Below are 16087 nucleotides of genomic sequence, written 5' to 3'. Positions count from 1 at the left end.
TGCTGCTGGCCGCCGGGCTGGTCTGGATGGGCCACGGCCTGGCCCGCGCGGCCGGCCCCGAGGCGTCGGCCGCCCCGGCCAGCGGGCCGGTGCCGGTGGCCGCGCTGTTCCAGCAGCACTGCGCCGCCTGCCACGGCGAGCAGCGCACCGGGGGCATGGGGCCGGCCCTGCTGCCCGAGAGCCTGGAGCGGCTGCGGCCCGCCCAGGCGCAGCAGGTCATCGCCCAGGGCCGGCCGGCCACGCAGATGCCCGCCTTCGGCCAGACGCTGTCGGCCCGGGAGATCGAGGCGCTGTCGACCTGGATCCGGCAACCGGTCAGCCCGGCGCCGACCTGGAGCGAGGCCGACATCCGCGCCTCGCGCCTGGAGGTGGCCGGGGCACGCGACCTGCCCGATCGCCCCGTCTGGTCGGCCGATCCGATGAACCTGTTCGTCGTCGTCGAGGGTGGGGATCACCATGTGAGCCTGGTCGACGGCGACCGCTTCGAGCCCATCCACCGCTTCGCCAGCCGCTATGCGCTGCACGGCGGGCCGAAGTTCACGCCCGAGGGGCGCTACGTCTTCTTCGGCTCGCGGGACGGCTGGATCACCAAGTACGACCTGTGGAACCTGACGGTGGTGGCCGAGGTGCGCGCCGGGCTGAACATGCGCAACGTCGCGGTCAGCGGCGACGGCAAGTGGGTGATGGCGGCCAACTACCTGCCGCGCAACCTGGCGCTGTTCGATGCCGACCTGAAGCTGGTCAAGAGCTTCGACGCCGCCACGCTCGACGGCAAGAGCGCCTCGCGCGTGTCGGCGGTCTACGACGCCGCGCCGCGCAAGAGCTTCGTGGTGGCGATGAAGGACATCCCCGAGGTCTGGGAGATCTCCTATGACCCCAAGGCCGAGCCGATCCACGACGGCTACGTGCACGACTACCCGATGGGCGAGGCGATCGCCAAGCCCGGCTACCTGGGCGCGCGGCGCACGCTGCTCGACGAGCCGCTGGACGACTTCTTCTTCGACCAGGGCTACCGCAACGTGCTGGGGGCCACGCGTGCGAAAGATGACGACACGCCCACCGCGCAGGTCGTCAACCTCGACATCCGCAAGAAGATCGCCGAGTTGCCGATCGCCGGCATGCCGCACCTGGGCTCGGGCATCACCTTCGGCTGGCAGGGCACGACGGTGCTGGCCAGCCCGAACCTGAAGGACGGTCGCATCGACGTCATCGACATGAAGACCTGGCGCACGGTCACCACCATCACCACGCCCGGCCCGGGGTTCTTCATGCGCAGCCACGAGGCCAGCCGCTACGCCTGGACCGACTCGATGATGAGCCCGACCGCGCGCGACACGCTGACCATCATCGACAAGCAGACCCTGCAGCCGGTGGCGAGCGTGCGCGAGCCGGGCAGGACGCTGGCGCACATCGAGTTCACCCGCGACGGCCGCCACGCGCTGGCCAGCCTGTGGGAGATGGACGGCGCACTGATCGTCTACGACGCCCGGACGTTCCAGGAGGTCCGGCGCCTGCCGATGAGCAAGCCCGTGGGCAAGTACAACGTGTGGAACAAGATCACCCGCTCCGAGGGCACGTCCCACTGAGCTGGACGGAACCGATATGACCCGACCGTCAGATTGATGCAAGTCAAACCCATGTCGGCCGCATGAGACCACAGTCCGCTCCCGGCAAGAAGTTCCAGCCGCAGGAGACAACATGAGCATTCTGGGAACCGTGGTCCGCATGCGCCGCGAAGACAGCGCCGCCGTGGCCGCACGCCTGGCCGGATGGCCCGGCACCGATGTCGCGCTCGATCCGGGCGACGGGCGCCTGGTGGTCCTGATCGAGGACGCCGAGGTCGACGGCACGGCCGTGACCGCGGCCGCGACGATGGCCACCATCGCCCAGTGGCCCGAGGTGCTCAACCTGTCGCTGGTCTACGAGTACTCGGGCCAGGAGTCGCCAGCGCCGGCGGGCTCCGATGGCATCGACTACCAGACCTGGCGCACCAGCCTGGCGGAAATGTCCGCCCGCTGAGGCGATCCGCCTTTTTGATGAACCAGTTCAAGGACAGCCGGGCTGCCGCATCGCAGCATCGGGTCCTGACATCCAACCCCCGCACTCTCCTGGCGCAGACCCGTCCTGCGGGAGAGCCCGGACGAAGAAAGCTCCCGAATGCAAGCCCACCGACGTGATTTCCTGAAGTCCCAGGCTCTGGTCGCCACCGCGGCCGCTGCCGGCATCCCCATCGTGGCCGAGGCGGCCGGCCAGGCCGCACCGAAGAACGCGGCCGATGTCGCCGTGCGCTGGGACAAGGCGCCGTGCCGCTTCTGCGGCACCGGCTGTGCGGTCATGGTCGGGGTGCAGGACGGCAAGGTCGTCGCCACCCAGGGTGACCCCGAGGCGCCGGTCAACCGCGGCCTGAACTGCATCAAGGGCTACTTCCTGTCCAAGATCATGTACGGCAAGGACCGCCTGCAGACGCCGCTGCTGCGCAAGAAGAACGGCGTCTACGACAAGGAAGGCGAGTTCGTGCCGGTGAGCTGGGACGAGGCCTTCGACACCATGGCCGCCAAGTGGAAGGAGACGCTCAAGACCGATGGCCCCAACGGCATCGCGATGTTCGGCTCGGGCCAGTGGACGGTGTGGGAAGGCTACGCCGCGGTCAAGCTGTGGAAGGCGGGCTTCCGCTCCAACAACCTCGATCCGAACGCGCGCCACTGCATGGCCAGCGCCGTGACCGGGTTCATGCGCACCTTCGGCATCGACGAGCCGATGGGCTGCTACGACGACATCGAGCAGTCCGACGCCTTCGTGCTGTGGGGCAGCAACATGGCCGAGATGCACCCGATCCTGTGGAGCCGCATCACCGACCGCCGCCTCAGCAACCCGCACGTCAAGGTGGCGGTGCTGTCGACCTACGAGCACCGCAGCTTCGACCTGGCCGACCAGGGCCTGATCTTCAAGCCGCAGACCGACCTGGCGATCCTGAACTACATCGCCAACTACATCATCACGAACAAGAAGGTGAACACCGAGTTCGTGAAGAGGAACATCAACTTCAAGAAGGGCGCCACCGACATCGGCTACGGCCTGCGGCCGGTGCACGCCCTCGAGAAGGATGCCACCAGCAACGGCTATCCCGGTGCCGACGGCAAGCCCAAGGGCAACCCGAACGACTCGACGCCGATCGGCTTCGAGGAATACGCCAGGTTCGTCAGCGAGTACACGGCCGAGAAGGTCAGCGAGATCAGCGGCGTGCCGGTCGAGAAGCTCAAGGCGCTGGCCGAGCTCTATGCCGATCCGAAGGTCAAGGTCGTGTCCTTCTGGACCATGGGCTTCAACCAGCACACCCGGGGCACGTGGGCCAACAACATGGTCTACAACATCCACCTGCTGACCGGCAAGATCAGCACGCCGGGCAGCGGTCCGTTCAGCCTGACCGGCCAGCCCAGCGCCTGCGGCACCGCACGCGAGGTCGGCACCTTCGCTCATCGCCTGCCGGCCGACATGGTCGTGACCAACCCCGAGCACCGCCACCATGCCGAGGAGATCTGGGGCCTGCCTGAGGGCACCATCCCCGACAAGGTCGGCCTGCACGCGGTGGCCCAGAGCCGGGCGCTGAAGGACGGCAAGCTCAAGTGCTACTGGGTCACGACCAACAACAACATGCAGGCCGGGCCCAACATCAACGGCGAGATCCTGCCGGGCTGGCGCAATCCCAAGGCCTTCGTGGTCGTGAGCGATCCTTACCCGACGGTGTCGGCGATGGCCGCCGACCTGATCCTGCCGGCCGCGATGTGGGTCGAGAAGGAAGGCGCCTTCGGCAATGCCGAGCGCCGCACCCAGGTCTGGCGCCAGCAGGTCAGCGCACCGGGCCAGGCCCGCTCCGACCTGTGGCAGATGATGGAGTTCGCCAAGCGCTTCAAGATCGAGGAGGTCTGGCCGGCCGAGCTGATCGCCAAGAAGCCCGAGCTCAAGGGCAAGACGATGTTCGACGTGCTGTTCAAGAACGGCAAGGTCAACAGGTACCCGCTGGCCGACCTGACCAAGGTCAACGCCAAGTACATCAAGGACTACACGAACGACGAGTCGAAGGCCTTCGGCTTCTACGTGCAGAAGGGCCTGTTCGAGGAGTACGCCGAGTTCGGTCGTGGCCATGGCCACGACCTGGCGCCCTTCGACGTCTACCACGAGGTGCGCGGCCTGCGTTGGCCGGTGGTCGACGGCAAGGAGACGCTGTGGCGCTTCCGCGAAGGCTACGACCCCTACGTCAAGAAGGGCGAGGGCGTGAAGTTCTACGGCCACAAGGACGGCAAGGCGGTGATCTTCGCGCTGCCCTACCAGCCGGCGGCCGAGAGCCCGGACAAGGAATACGACCTGTGGCTGTGCACCGGCCGCGTGCTCGAGCACTGGCACACCGGCTCGATGACGCGGCGTGTGCCCGAGCTGCACCGTGCCGTGCCCGAGGCCGTGCTGTTCATGCATCCGGACGATGCCAAGGACCGTGGGCTGCAGCGCGGCATGAAGGTCAAGGCGATCTCGCGTCGGGGCGAGATCGAGCTGGCCGTCGAGACCAAGGGCCGCAACAAGGTGCCGCGTGGCCTGGTCTTCGTGCCCTTCTTCGACGAGGGCCGGCTGGTCAACAAGCTGACGCTGGACGCCACCTGCCCGATCAGCAAGGAAACCGACTTCAAGAAGTGCGCGATCAAGGTCGTGCGGGCTTGAAGACCCACCCCCGAAACGGCTCATGCCGCGCCCCCTCGACGGGGCTGCACCCGTGGACCGGCCGCGCCGGATCCACGGTGTGTGCCGGCTGAACACTCCCTGCGACGCTCCTCGTGGACCTGAACCGCCGTCAACTGCTGCAAGGCGCTGCCAGCGCCACCACCGCCGGCCTGATCGCCGGCGGGGCGACGCTGGCCGGCCGGCCGGCGCTCGCGCGTCCGGCCCAGGCGCTGCGACCGCCCGGGGCGCTGGCCGAGGCCGACTTCCTCGGGGCCTGCGTGCGCTGCGGGCTGTGCGTGCGCGACTGCCCGCCGCAGAACCTCAAGCTCAGCCGCTGGGGCGACGGACTGGCGGCGGACGTGTCCATCGGCACCCCTTACTTTGTCGCCCGCGAGATCCCCTGCGAGATGTGCGAGGACCTGCCTTGCGTGAAGGCCTGTCCGACCGGTGCGCTCGACCCGGCGCTGACCGACATCACCCAGGCCCGGATGGGCGTGGCGGTGCTGATCGACCAGGAGAACTGCCTCAATTTCCTCGGCCTGCGCTGCGACGTCTGCTACCGCGTCTGCCCGGTGATCGATCAGGCCATCACGCTGGAGAAGGTCAGCAACCCGCGCAGCGACCGCCACGCGATGCTGCTGCCCACGGTGCATGCCGAGGCCTGCACCGGCTGCGGCATGTGCGAGAAGAGCTGCGTGCTGGAGCAGGCGGCGATCAAGGTGCTGCCCGCGGCCATCGCCCGGGGCGAGCTGGGCCACCACTACCGCAAGGGCTGGGACGCCGGCAACCAGGCGGGCCGGCCCCGTTTTGAGCAGCCGACCCAGACCCTGCCCGAGCACGCGGTGCCGGGCGACCTGGTGCCGCTGCGCTCGGGGGCCGAGCCGTATGCCGGCCCGTCCCCGTCGGTGCCTGCGGCCTCGGGGGTCGGCCGATGAGCCCGCTCCCGCCGATGGGATCCGCCGAGCCCCGGGCCGGCGCGCCCCGGCGTGCGCCCGTGGCGCGCCGGCCCGGGCGCGAGGCCGTGGCCACCAAGGGCTGGTGGCGGGCCCACCGTTTCCTGCTGCTGCGCCGGCTGACCCAGCTCGGGCTGCTGACGCTGTTCCTGCTCGGGCCGCTGGCCGGCGTCTGGCTGGTCAAGGGCAACCTGGCCTCCAGCCTGACGCTGGGGGTGCTGCCGCTGACCGATCCGTTCGTGCTGGCCCAGGTGCTGGCCACCCGCCACCTGCCCGAGGCCAGCGCGCTGATCGGCGCGGGCCTCGTGATCGCCTTCTACGCGCTGGCCGGCGGCCGGCTGTTCTGCAGCTGGGTCTGCCCCGTCAACGCCGTCACCGACACGGCCGCCTGGCTGCGCCGGCGCCTGAACATCGGCACCGGCCGTGCCCCGCGGGGCGATCTGCGCCACTGGCTGCTCGGCGCGGTGCTGATCGCCAGCGCCTGGAGCGGCTACACCGTCTGGGAGACCGTCAACCCGGTGTCGATGACGCAGCGGGCGCTGATCTTCGGGGGCGGCCTGGCCTGGGGCATCACCGCCGCCGTCTTCTGCTTCGACCTGCTGGTCGCCCCGAGGGGCTGGTGCGGCCACCTCTGCCCGATGGGCGCGATGTATTCGCTGATCGGCCACGGTGCCCTGCTGCGCGTGAGTGCACGCCACGGCAGCCGCTGCACCGACTGCGCCGACTGTTATGCCGTTTGTCCCGAGCCGCAGGTGATTCCCATCGCGCTCAAGGGCAAGGGTGGGGTGGGGCCGGTCATCACCGACGCCGCCTGCACCAACTGTGGCCGCTGCATCGATGTCTGCGGCCCGGATGTCTTCACCTTGACCCATCGATACGATACCCGGAGAGACTGATGAGAACCCTGCTGAACAACCTGGCCAAGTGCGTGCTCGCGGGCGCGCTGGTGTGGGTGGGCGTGGGCCCGGCCCACGCAGCCGATGCCGCCGCCAGCGCGCCGGTGAAACTGCAAGGCCTGCGCGGGGGCACGCCGCTGAACCAGGACAACCCGCCGGCGGGCAACCGCCAGGAGCGTGACCACGGTCCGGCCGACCGGGACTTCGTGCAGCAGCCGCCGCTGATTCCGCACACCGTGTCGGGCTACCAGATCACGCGCAACTACAACAAGTGCATGGACTGCCATGCGTGGCAGAAGACCAAGGCCAGCGGGGCCACCAAGGTCAGCGTGACCCATTTCAGGACCCGCGATGGCCAGGAGCTCGACAACATCAGTCCGCGGCGCTATTTCTGCACCCAGTGCCATGTGCCGCAGACCGATGCCAAGCCGCTGGTGGACAACACCTTCCAGCGTGCGCGCGGTCTGCAGTGAGGCCCGAGGAGACTTCCAATGAGTGACGACCAGCACAAGGAAGCGGCCGCACCGGCCGCCCGGCCCGGCCTGATCCGCCGTGTCCTGGCGGCGGTGATGACCCGCCGCTTCGCCATCCTGTCCAGCGCCTTCGTGGCCGGCATCCTGTTCTGGGGCGGCTTCAACACCGCGATGGAATGGACCAACCGCGAGGAGTTCTGCATCTCGTGCCACGAGATGAAGGACAACGTCTACGCCGAGTACCGCAACACCATCCACTACCAGAACCGCACCGGCGTGCGCGCCACCTGTCCGGATTGCCACGTGCCCAAGGAATGGGGCCACAAGATGATCCGCAAGATCCAGGCGAGCAACGAGGTGCTGCACAAGATCCTGGGCACGATCGACACGCCGGAGAAGTTCAACGCCAAGCGCGCCGAACTGGCCCAGCACGAGTGGGACCGCATGAAGCGCACCGACAGCCGCGAGTGCCGCAACTGCCACCACTTCGAGTCGATGGACTATGCCGAGCAGAACCAGCGCAGCTCGGCCACCCACCAGCAGGCCTTCAACGAGGGCAAGACCTGCATCGACTGCCACAAGGGCATCGCCCACACGCTGCCGTCCGTCGAGCAGCACATCGGTGCACCCAAGGTCGCGCCGGCCGATCCGACCAGCCCCGGCGTGGTGAATCCGCGTGAAGAGGCGGTCCGGGCGGAGCGGGCCGCATCGAGCTGATCCCGGGGTCGCACCCGCCCGAGGGCCGCAGGGCTCCAGGCTGCCGAGGCGGTCTGGAGCCCTGTGCGTTGTGGGTGGTGCCCGCCACGTCCTGCGGGTGGGGCGGATTCAGGCCGCAGGCGCCAGCAGGGCGATGGTCAGCAGCGCGCAGCTGGGCTGGAGCGCGAGCACCCGGTGGACCTGCCCGCCCGGCAGGTACATCAGCTGGCCGCGGCGCAGCACGGTCGGCCGGTCGCCGGTGCTGACCTCGAGCTCGCCGTCCAGGCAGTGCAGCGTCAGGTCCCCCGCCACCTGGTGGGCCGGCATGGTCCTGCCCTGGGGCAGCACCAGGCGGATCACCTCGAGGTCACGCGACTTGAACAGCGCGACCGAGGGGCTGAGGGCGGGCTCGGGGCCCGGTGCAAGCACCTCGACGGGCTCGCCGGCACGGGCGTGACGCAGGGACATGGCATTCCTCCTGGCGGATCGTCGCGGATCACGGCGTGCTGCTGCCGTCCGCCGGCCCATCGTAGTGGGTCACGAAACGATCCACCTCCGGCCTGACCCGCATGGGCTTGCGCCGCCGGGCGGTGCCCAGGCTGATGAAACACACGGCGTGCTCGTGCTCGCCCAGCGCGAAGGTGCGGCGCAGCACCCGGCTGCGCAGCGCGCGGCCGCTCGACAGCCCGCTGTCGTAGCCCCGCGCCCGGGCCGCCAGCAGCAGGTTCTGCACCGCGCAGCCCAATGACAGCAGCTGCTCGAACACGGGCACGTCGGCCTCGTCGTCGTGCAGGTCGGCGATGGCCAGGATCAGCACCGGGCTGCGGCCGGCCTTCTCCCGGGCGTCGTCCTGCTGCTCGGTGCCGGCCTGCGGATCCCGCTCGAGCAGGGCGTCGACGAACACCTGCGCCAGCGTCGGGCGGGCCCGCTCGCCCAGCACGATGAAGCGCCAGGGCTGCAGCCGGCCGTGGTCGGGGGCGGCGGCCGCGGCGGCCAGGATGGCGTCCAGCGCGTGGGCATCGGGCGCCGGCTCGCCGAGGTGGCGCGGGCCGATGTGCTGGCGGCCGTGGATCAGCTGGTCGCACAGCGCGGGCAGCGCCGCGGGGTCGTCGGGAGCGGCGGCCGCGGCAGGGGATGAGGTGGCGGGTGAGGTGGGATGGGGCATCGGGTCTCGGGCGGGTCAGCGGTCGGGGGCCGCGGCGGGTGCCACCATCGACAGCGCCTGGACCGGGCAGGGCGCCACGCAGGCGCCGCAGCCGGTGCAGGCCTCGGTGTCCAGCCTCAGGCGGCTGATGCCGCCCAGCGCCGGCACGCAGCGCAGCGCGCCCGTGTCGCAGGCTTCGGCGCAGATGCGGCATTCCACCTGGCGCTCGCCGAGGCAGCGCTGGCGATCCACCTCCACCCGCCACACGAAGGCGGGCACGCTGCCCGCCGGCGCGATCGCCCCGGTCGGGCAGGCGCGGCTGCAGGCGCCACATTCGTCGCAGCCGCGGGCCTGGAAGTCGATGCGCGGGAAACCGCCGTCACCGGGGTGGATCAGCTGCACGGGGCAGGCGCGGCTGCAGTCGCCGCAGCGGGTGCAGCGCTCGGTGAACCGTGCATCGGGGGTCAGCGCCCAGGGCGGGCGGGGCGGGGCGGGCGGCGGCGCGGCGGCCGTGGCTTCGCGCAGGGCCCCGCGCAGGAACGATCGGCGGCGTGGATCCATGGGGTGTGCGGTGGTTGGCGACCGGGTCAACGGTCAACGATCGGCGGTGCCGGCGGTCTCGCCGCGGCGCGGGTCCTGGCCGCGGTCGAGCCGGGCCAGGGCATCGTCCAGGGCCGCGCGGTCCGGGCTGCCTTCCGGGAAGAGCGCGCGCAGCTGCACGAAGCTGTCGCGGGCGGCGGCGCGGTCGCCGCGGTCGAGGGCGGCCAGGCCACGCATCATCAGCACGCCCGGATGGGCCGGCGCCAGGCTCATCGCCCGGGCCAGCAGGGTGCGGCTGCGCTCGTCGAAGTGCTGGTCCCGGGCCAGCACCCGCGCCTCGATCCAGTCGGCCAGCAGGTCGGCATCGGCCATCGCGCGGTCGCCCGCCTGCTCGTAGGCCTGGGCGGCTTCCTCGTGGCGGCCCATCACCTTGTAGGAGCGTGCCAGCATCAGCCAGCCGTCGGGGTCGACCGGGTTCTGGCGCAGGCGCTCGGCCAGGCGGGTGACCATGGCCTCGACCTGTTCGGCCTGGCCCGGCTGGCGCTCCAGCGCATCCAGCGCCCGCGGGTGGCCCAGCGTGGCGTAGAGCGTGACCAGGGCCAGCGGCGCGCCGGCCCACAGCAGCGCCGTGCGCCAGCGGGGCACCGGTGCACGCCCGGCGGCCCAGACCAGGCTGGCACTGAAGGCGGCCGCCAGCCCCGCGGCCGTGACGAGAAAGGGCAGCAGCCAGTCGGGCATCGAAGGCAGGGTGGTCATGGCGGGGGGGTCGACGAGGTCGATGAAGAGGGGTCCGGGGCGGACGACGGGGTGGACGGGGGGCGGCGCCCGGCCGTCGTGCGGCGCGACGGCCGCAGCACCACGACGGCCCCGGCGAGCAGCAGCACCAGCGGGCCGAGCCAGAGCACCAGTGTGCGCGGGGCCAGCGGTGGCCGGTAGGTGACGAAGTCGCCGTAGCGCTCGACCAGGAAGTCGAGGATCTGGGCGTCGCTGTCGCCCGCGGCCATGCGGGCGCTGATCTCGCGCTTGAGGTCCAGGGCCAGCGGGGCGGTGGAATCGGCCAGGCTCTCGTTCTGGCAGACCAGGCAGCGCAGCTCGGCGGTGAGGGCGTGCAGGCGATCGGGATCCACCACCCCCTGCGGCGTCGCCGCGGCATGCGCCGGCGGGCCGCCCGGCGGCCCGGCCAGCAGCAGGGCCGGCAGCAGCACCGTCAGGATTCGGTGCCGGATCGCCGTGGCGCGGCTCATGCGCCGTCCTTCAGCCGGGGCAGCAGCTGGGTGCGGATCACCTCGGGCGTCAGCGGGCCGACATGGCGGTAGAGGATCAGGCCCCGGGCGTCGATCACGTAGGTCTCCGGCGCGCCGTAGACCCCCAGCTCGATGCCCAGCCGGCCGTCGGCGTCGACCACGCTGGTCGAGAACGGGTTGCCCAGGCGCTGCAGGAAGGCCTGCGCGTCCGCCGTCCGGTCCTTGTAGTTCAGGCCGATCAGCTGGCCGCCGCGGCCCTGGGCGCGCAGCTCGGCCGCCAGGGCCATCAGCGCCGGATGTTCCTCGCGGCAGCTGCTGCACCACGAGGCCCACAGGTTGACGATGCGGGCCTGGCCGCGCCACTGCGCCGGATCCAGCGGCGCAGGGTCGTCGAGCTGCGGCAGCACCATCGCCGGCCAGGGTTTGCCGATGCGCACCGAAGGCAGCTCGCGCGGGTCGCGGGTCATGCCCGCGGCCAGCAGGCCGAGCAGGGCCGCCAGCACGGCGGCGGTGGCCCACAGGCCCCAGCGGGGGCGCCGGGCGGGCGTGTCGATCGGGGTGGCGCTCATGAGGGACGGGCCTCCTGGGGCAGGGGGGACAGGGGTCGGGGCATGTTGCGGGGCGTGGCCGCTTCGGCGGGCACGGGGGAGAGGGCCGACACGGCCGGCACCCGGCGGCGCAGGCGGCGGGCGACGCCGGCCAGCGTGGCCCCGACGGCCATCAGCAGCACGCCCAGCCAGACCCAGCGCATGAAGGGCTTGACCTGCACCCGCACGCTCCAGGCCGCCGCGGTGCCGCTGCCCAGCGGCTCGCCCAGCGCGACGTACAGGTCGCGGCTCAGGCCCCAGTCGATGGCCGATTCGGTCATCGGCATGGCCGAGCCGACGTAGGCGCGTTTTTCGGCCCGCAGTTGCAGCGGCGCCTCGCCCGGGCAGCGGCGCTCGAAGCGCCCCACCAGCGCGCTGTAGTTGGGGCCCTGTTCGGGCGACACCCCCTCCAGCCGCAGCGGACAGCCGTCGAGCAGGTGGCTCTCGCCCGGCGCCATGCGCACGTCACGCTCGATGCCGTAGCCCTTGACCATGGCCACGCCGACGACGAACACCGCCACGCCCAGGTGGGCGATGACCATGCCGGCCGGCGCGGCGCCGAACTGGCGCAGCGGCGCCCGCCGGGCCCGCTGCAGCGCCAGGTGCAAGGTGCTGGCGGCCACGCCCAGGGCCAGCCAGAGCGCCAGCAGGCTGCCCCACTCGATGCGGCCCTGGCCGGCCAGCAGGGCCGGCGGCAGCAGCAGGCCGCCCAGCGCCATCGCCCACAGCGTCGGGCGCAGGCGCTGCAGCAGCGCCTGCGGCTGGTCCGAGCCCCAGCGCAGCCAGGCCGCAGGCACCAGCAGGACCAGCGCGGGCAGCAGCAGCGGGGCCATCACCGCGTCGAAGTAGGGCGCGCCGACGCTGAGCTTGCCCAGGCTGAGCGCGTCCATCACCAGCGGGTAGAGCGTGCCCAGCAGCACGCTGGCGCAGGCCACCACCAGCACCAGGTTGTTGAGCGCGAGGGCCTTGTCGCGGGACAGGGCGCTCTCGGCCTGTCGTTCCCGCGCCGCCTCCAGCCGGCCGGCATGGCGGGCGTAGAGCGCGAAGCTGCCCAGCAGCGTGGCGGCGATCATCGCCAGCATCACGCTGCCGCGCCGCGGGTCGGAGGCGAAGGCGTGCACCGAGGTCAGCACCCCGGAGCGGACCAGGAAGGTGCCCAGCAGGGCCAGCACGAAGCCGCCCAGCGACAGCAGCGCGCTCCAGTGCGCGAAGCTGCCCCGCTGGTCACGGGCGGCCTGCACGTGCAGCAGCGCGGCCAGCGCCATCCAGGGCATCAGCGAGGCGTTCTCGACCGGATCCCAGAACCACCAGCCGCCCCAGCCCAGCTCGTAGTAGGCCCACCACGAGCCCAGCGCGATGCCCACCGACAGGAAGGCCAGCGCGAGCGCGGTGAAGGGTCGGGCGCGGCGCACCCAGTCCGCCGGCGCGCCGAAGGCCAGCGTGGCCAGCGTCATCGCGAACGGCACGGCGGTGCCGACGTAGCCCAGGTAGAGCAGCGGCGGGTGCAGCACCAGGCCGGGGTCCTGCAGCAGCGGGTTCAGGCTCTGGCCTTCGGCCGCGGCGGGCAGCAGGCGCAGGAAGGGGTTGGAGGTGAAGAGGATGAAGCCCAGCATGGCCATCGACACCAGGGCCAGCACGCCCAGCACCCGGGTGGCGTAGAGCCCGCCGTCGCCGACCCGGCGCAGCAGCGCCGCGGCGGCCAGGCTCCACAGCACCAGCACCAGGGCCCACAGCAGCATCGAGCCTTCGTGGCCGCCCCAGACCGCGGCGATGCAGTAGGCCAGCGGCAGCGTGCTGTGGCTGTGCTGGGCCACGTAGCTCAGCGAGAAGTCGTGCTGCACGAAGGCCAGGGCCAGCGCGACCATCGCCCCGCCCAGGCCGACGGCCTGCCAGCCCAGCGCCACCGCGGCCAGCCGCGGCGCGGCGCGGCGGCCCAGCCCGGCGAGGGCCTGCACCGCGGCGGCGACCAGCGCCAGGATCAGCAGCAGGTGTCCGAGTTCGCCGGTCATGGCCGCGCCTGCGCCTGCTTCAGCGCCTGGTGCACCTCGGGGGGCATGTAGTTCTCGTCGTGCTTGGCCAGCACCTCGCTGGCCTGCAGCGTGCCGCTGGCGTCGAGCCGGCCCTGCGCGATCGCGCCCTTGCCGGCGGAGAACAGGTCGGGCAGCACGCCGGTGTAGACCACCGGCACGGTGTGGCTGTTGTCGGTCAGCGTGAAGCGCACCTGCAGGCTGTCGGTGCTGCGCTCGATCGAGCCGACCTGCACCAGTCCGCCCACCCGCAGCGCCTCGCGCCGGGCGACCTCGCCCGTGACCACCTGCGTGGGCGTGACGAAGAAGACCAGGTTGCTGCGGAAGGCGTTCATCACCAGCGCGGCGGCCACGGCCACCAGCGCGAGCGCGCCGGCCACCAGCAGGAAACGGCGTTGGCGCGCGCTCATCGCTGCTCCCGTTCGAGCTGGTGCAGGCGCCGGGCCCGCTGGCGCAGCGACCAGCCTTCGGCGGCCAGCGCGAGCGCGCAGACGGCCAGCGCCGACCAGACGTAGGGGCCATGACGGCCCATGCGCAGGAAGGTGGCCAGGTCCGGCCACCAGGGGGTCATCAGGTCAGGCATGGACAGCCTCCAGGTTCAGGGTCTGCGGGGCAGGGTGTCCGGCGGCGCCGAGCGTCTGCAGCCAGCGGGCGTGGGCCTCGCGCTCGGCGATCACCAGCTGCACCCGGCGCAGCGCGGTGGCGGCGGTGTAGGCCCAGGCGGCACCGATCATCAGCAGCAGCGCGGCCAGCATCGTCGGGGCCATGCTGGCCTTGCCGGGGGCGAGGCTGGCGCCCTGGTGCAGCGTGTTCCACCAGCGCACCGAAAAATAGATCACCGGCAGGTTCAGCGCGCCCAGCAGCGCGAGCACCGCGCAGGAGCGGTCGGCACGGGCCGGGTCGTCGTTGGCCCCCAGCAGCGCCAGGTAGCCCAGGTAGAGGAAGAACAGCAGCAGCGACGAGGTCAGCCGGGCATCCCAGACCCACCAGGTGCCCCACATCGGCTGGCCCCACAGCGCGCCGGTGACCAGGCTCAGCGCCGCGAACAGCGCGCCGGTGGGGGCCAGCGCATGGGCCATCATGAAGGAGCTGCGGGTGCGCCAGACCAGGCCGACGAAACCCCACAGCGCCATCAGCGCGTAGACGAGCATGCTCATCCACGCCGCGGGCACATGCAGGTAGAGCAGGCGATAGCCTTCGCCCTGCACCGCGTCGGCCGGCGTGACCACCAGGGCCAGCCACAGGCCGGGCAGCAGCAGCGCCAGGGCCAGCCAGCGCAGCGGCGCCACCAGCCGCGCGGCCAGCGCATGCAGGCGCATCGGGCTGGCGAAGTAGAAGATCAGTCTCGAGTCCATCGTGTGCTCCGGGGTCGTGCCGGGCCCGGATCGGGTGGCGCGGCCAGCAGGGGAAAGGGTCGGGTTGAACGGGCGGCGGGTTCAGGCTTCGGTCGCGGCCTGCAGCGCGACGGCGCCCAGCACCGGGCAGGCCAGGCTCGCCAGGGCCAGCATCGCGCCCAGCAGCGACAGCTCGGCCCCGGCCGATGCGCCGGCCTGGGCCGCATGCACGGCCATCGTGCCGAAGACCAGCGCCGGGGCGGCCAGCGGCAGCACCATCAGCAGCGTCAGCAGCGCGGCGCTGCGCAGGCCGGCGGACAGGGCCGCGGCCACCGTGGCGATCTGCACCAGCACGGCGGTGCCCAGGGCCAGCGACAGCAGCAGCACGCCCAGGGCCGCCGCGTTCAGGCCGAACTGCAGCGCCACCACCGGGGCGGCCAGCAGCACCGGCCCGGCGGCGAGCAGCCACTGCACCGCCATGCGCGCGGCCACCAGCAGGGCCGGCGGCAGGCCGGCCGAGCGGCAGGCCAGCACGCACTGGTCCAGCCAGCCGCTGCGCAGGTCGTCGTGGAACAGCCGGCCGGTGGCCAGCAGCACCGCCAGCCAGGCGGCGACCCACAGCACGCCGGGGCCCAGCAGTTGCAGCGTGGCCGGGTCGGGCCGCAGCGACAGCGGGAACAGCCCGGCGACCATCACGAAGAAGCCCGCATGCCAGAGCATCTCGCCCGGCCGGCGCAGCGCCTGGCGCCACTCGCGCCGCACGACCGCCTGCAGCGGCCGCGACCAGCCGCCTGTCCGCGGGGTGTCGGCTGCCGCCGGGGTCGGAGGGTGCGCGGCCAGGGTCACGGCGTGAGCTCCTGCCCGGCGGGCCGGGTCGCGGGCGCCGCCGCGCCGAGGCGCAGCACGTCGCAGCGTGGAAAACCGGCCGGCAGGCTCTGGTGCGAGCTGAGCACGATCGCGCCGCCGCCCGCCAGGTGGGCCGCGCTCCAGCGCGCCAGCGCCTCGCAGGTGGACTGGTCCAGCGCGTCGAACGGCTCGTCGAGCAGCCACAGCGGGCGCGGCGCCAGCCACAGCGGGGCCAGCGTGATGCGGCGCCGCTGGCCGGCCGACAGCTGCCGCACCGCCCGCCGGGCCGGCAGGCCCTGGCGGGTCAGCCAGGCGTCGATGCGGGCCGCATCGACCTCGGCCTGGTGCAGGTCCAGCAGGTCGCGCAGATTGCTGCGGGCGTCCAGCTCGTCGGCCAGCGGCGTGGCGTGGCCGATGAACCAGGTCGGCCCGCCGTGCACGATCCGGCCGGCCGCCGGACGACGCAGGCCGGCCAGCGTGCGCAGCAGCGTGGTCTTGCCGCTGCCGTTGGCGCCCTGCACATGCACCGCCCGGCCCCGGCCGAGCGTCAGGTCCAGCGGACCCCACAGCCGCACGCCCTGGCGCTCGCCGACGGCCTGGCAGGTGCCGAGCAGCGGGCTGGTGGCACTCATGTCGG

19 protein-coding genes are annotated in these 16087 nt (G+C 72.2%); 7 read left to right on the top strand and 12 right to left on the bottom strand.

The features are described 5' to 3' along the window. Nucleotides 1-26 precede the first annotated feature (26 nt). The 7 genes from C7444_RS17250 (at nt 27) to C7444_RS17220 (ending at nt 7749) form a co-directional block, all read left to right on the top strand. On the top strand, nt 27-1586 hold the full coding sequence (locus C7444_RS17250) for a cytochrome D1 domain-containing protein (RefSeq protein WP_110402135.1): 1560 nt from the start codon (nt 27-29) through the stop codon (nt 1584-1586). Nucleotides 1587-1698: 112 nt separating this feature from the next. After that, nucleotides 1699-2019 (top strand): chaperone NapD, encoded by a 321-nt coding sequence (locus tag C7444_RS17245; protein WP_110402096.1) that lies wholly within the window; start codon nt 1699-1701, stop codon nt 2017-2019. Between the two features lie 138 nt (nt 2020-2157). Beyond that, on the top strand, nt 2158-4710 hold the full coding sequence (gene napA, locus C7444_RS17240; RefSeq protein ID WP_110402095.1) for a nitrate reductase catalytic subunit NapA: 2553 nt from the start codon (nt 2158-2160) through the stop codon (nt 4708-4710). A 113-nt stretch (nt 4711-4823) separates the two neighbouring features. Further along, nucleotides 4824-5645, top strand: coding sequence for a ferredoxin-type protein NapG (gene napG, locus C7444_RS17235; RefSeq protein ID WP_110402094.1), 822 nt, complete (start codon nt 4824-4826; stop codon nt 5643-5645). After that, complete coding sequence (gene napH / locus C7444_RS17230) at nt 5642-6559, top strand: quinol dehydrogenase ferredoxin subunit NapH (RefSeq protein ID WP_110402093.1); 918 nt, start codon at nt 5642-5644, stop codon at nt 6557-6559. The genes napG and napH overlap by 4 nt, the downstream gene beginning before the upstream one ends. Then, nucleotides 6559-7032, top strand: a complete 474-nt coding sequence (locus C7444_RS17225; protein WP_211317590.1) for a nitrate reductase cytochrome c-type subunit — start codon at nt 6559-6561, stop codon at nt 7030-7032. Before napH ends, C7444_RS17225 begins: the two co-directional genes overlap by 1 nt. 96 nt (nt 7033-7128) lie before the next feature. Next, nucleotides 7129-7749, top strand: a complete 621-nt coding sequence (locus C7444_RS17220; protein WP_211317593.1) for a NapC/NirT family cytochrome c — start codon at nt 7129-7131, stop codon at nt 7747-7749. Nucleotides 7750-7857: 108 nt separating this feature from the next. On the opposite strand, the gene C7444_RS17215 is transcribed toward C7444_RS17220, so the two are convergent. The 12 genes from C7444_RS17215 to ccmA form a co-directional block, all read right to left on the bottom strand. Further along, complete coding sequence (locus C7444_RS17215) at nt 7858-8196, bottom strand: cupin domain-containing protein (protein WP_110402091.1); 339 nt, start codon at nt 8194-8196, stop codon at nt 7858-7860. Nucleotides 8197-8224: 28 nt separating this feature from the next. Beyond that, nucleotides 8225-8893, bottom strand: coding sequence for a nitroreductase family protein (locus C7444_RS17210; RefSeq protein WP_110402090.1), 669 nt, complete (start codon nt 8891-8893; stop codon nt 8225-8227). Between the two features lie 15 nt (nt 8894-8908). Continuing rightward, nucleotides 8909-9433 carry a ferredoxin-type protein NapF gene (locus C7444_RS17205; protein ID WP_110402089.1) on the bottom strand — a complete coding sequence of 175 codons (525 nt, stop codon included), beginning with the start codon at nt 9431-9433 and terminating at the stop codon, nt 8909-8911. A 33-nt stretch (nt 9434-9466) separates the two neighbouring features. After that, complete coding sequence (locus tag C7444_RS17200; protein ID WP_110402088.1) at nt 9467-10168, bottom strand: tetratricopeptide repeat protein; 702 nt, start codon at nt 10166-10168, stop codon at nt 9467-9469. Continuing rightward, on the bottom strand, nt 10165-10656 hold the full coding sequence (locus C7444_RS17195) for a cytochrome c-type biogenesis protein (RefSeq protein WP_110402087.1): 492 nt from the start codon (nt 10654-10656) through the stop codon (nt 10165-10167). Before C7444_RS17195 ends, C7444_RS17200 begins: the two co-directional genes overlap by 4 nt. Continuing rightward, entirely contained in the window at nt 10653-11225 is a 573-nt protein-coding gene (locus C7444_RS17190; RefSeq protein ID WP_110402086.1) for a DsbE family thiol:disulfide interchange protein, read from the bottom strand. Before C7444_RS17190 ends, C7444_RS17195 begins: the two co-directional genes overlap by 4 nt. Further along, complete coding sequence (locus tag C7444_RS17185) at nt 11222-13252, bottom strand: heme lyase CcmF/NrfE family subunit (RefSeq protein ID WP_110402085.1); 2031 nt, start codon at nt 13250-13252, stop codon at nt 11222-11224. Before C7444_RS17185 ends, C7444_RS17190 begins: the two co-directional genes overlap by 4 nt. Next, on the bottom strand, nt 13249-13680 hold the full coding sequence (gene ccmE, locus C7444_RS17180) for a cytochrome c maturation protein CcmE (RefSeq protein ID WP_110402084.1): 432 nt from the start codon (nt 13678-13680) through the stop codon (nt 13249-13251). The genes C7444_RS17185 and ccmE overlap by 4 nt, the downstream gene beginning before the upstream one ends. Beyond that, complete coding sequence (gene ccmD / locus C7444_RS17175) at nt 13677-13853, bottom strand: heme exporter protein CcmD (protein ID WP_211317589.1); 177 nt, start codon at nt 13851-13853, stop codon at nt 13677-13679. Before ccmD ends, ccmE begins: the two co-directional genes overlap by 4 nt. Next, nucleotides 13846-14625 carry a heme ABC transporter permease CcmC gene (ccmC, locus tag C7444_RS17170; protein ID WP_110402083.1) on the bottom strand — a complete coding sequence of 260 codons (780 nt, stop codon included), beginning with the start codon at nt 14623-14625 and terminating at the stop codon, nt 13846-13848. Before ccmC ends, ccmD begins: the two co-directional genes overlap by 8 nt. A gap of 81 nt (nt 14626-14706) precedes the next feature. Further along, nucleotides 14707-15450 (bottom strand): heme exporter protein CcmB, encoded by a 744-nt coding sequence (locus tag C7444_RS17165; protein ID WP_245909615.1) that lies wholly within the window; start codon nt 15448-15450, stop codon nt 14707-14709. Then, nucleotides 15447-16082, bottom strand: coding sequence for a heme ABC exporter ATP-binding protein CcmA (gene ccmA / locus C7444_RS17160; protein WP_110402082.1), 636 nt, complete (start codon nt 16080-16082; stop codon nt 15447-15449). Before ccmA ends, C7444_RS17165 begins: the two co-directional genes overlap by 4 nt. Between the last annotated feature and the right edge of the window lie 5 nt (nt 16083-16087).

Origin of the sequence: Sphaerotilus hippei (assembly GCF_003201595.1) — a bacterium.
Classification (GTDB): Bacteria; Pseudomonadota; Gammaproteobacteria; order Burkholderiales; family Burkholderiaceae_C; genus Sphaerotilus; species Sphaerotilus hippei.
Note: the sequence above shows the minus strand (reverse complement) of the source record. Positions and strands in the feature narration are given on the sequence as shown.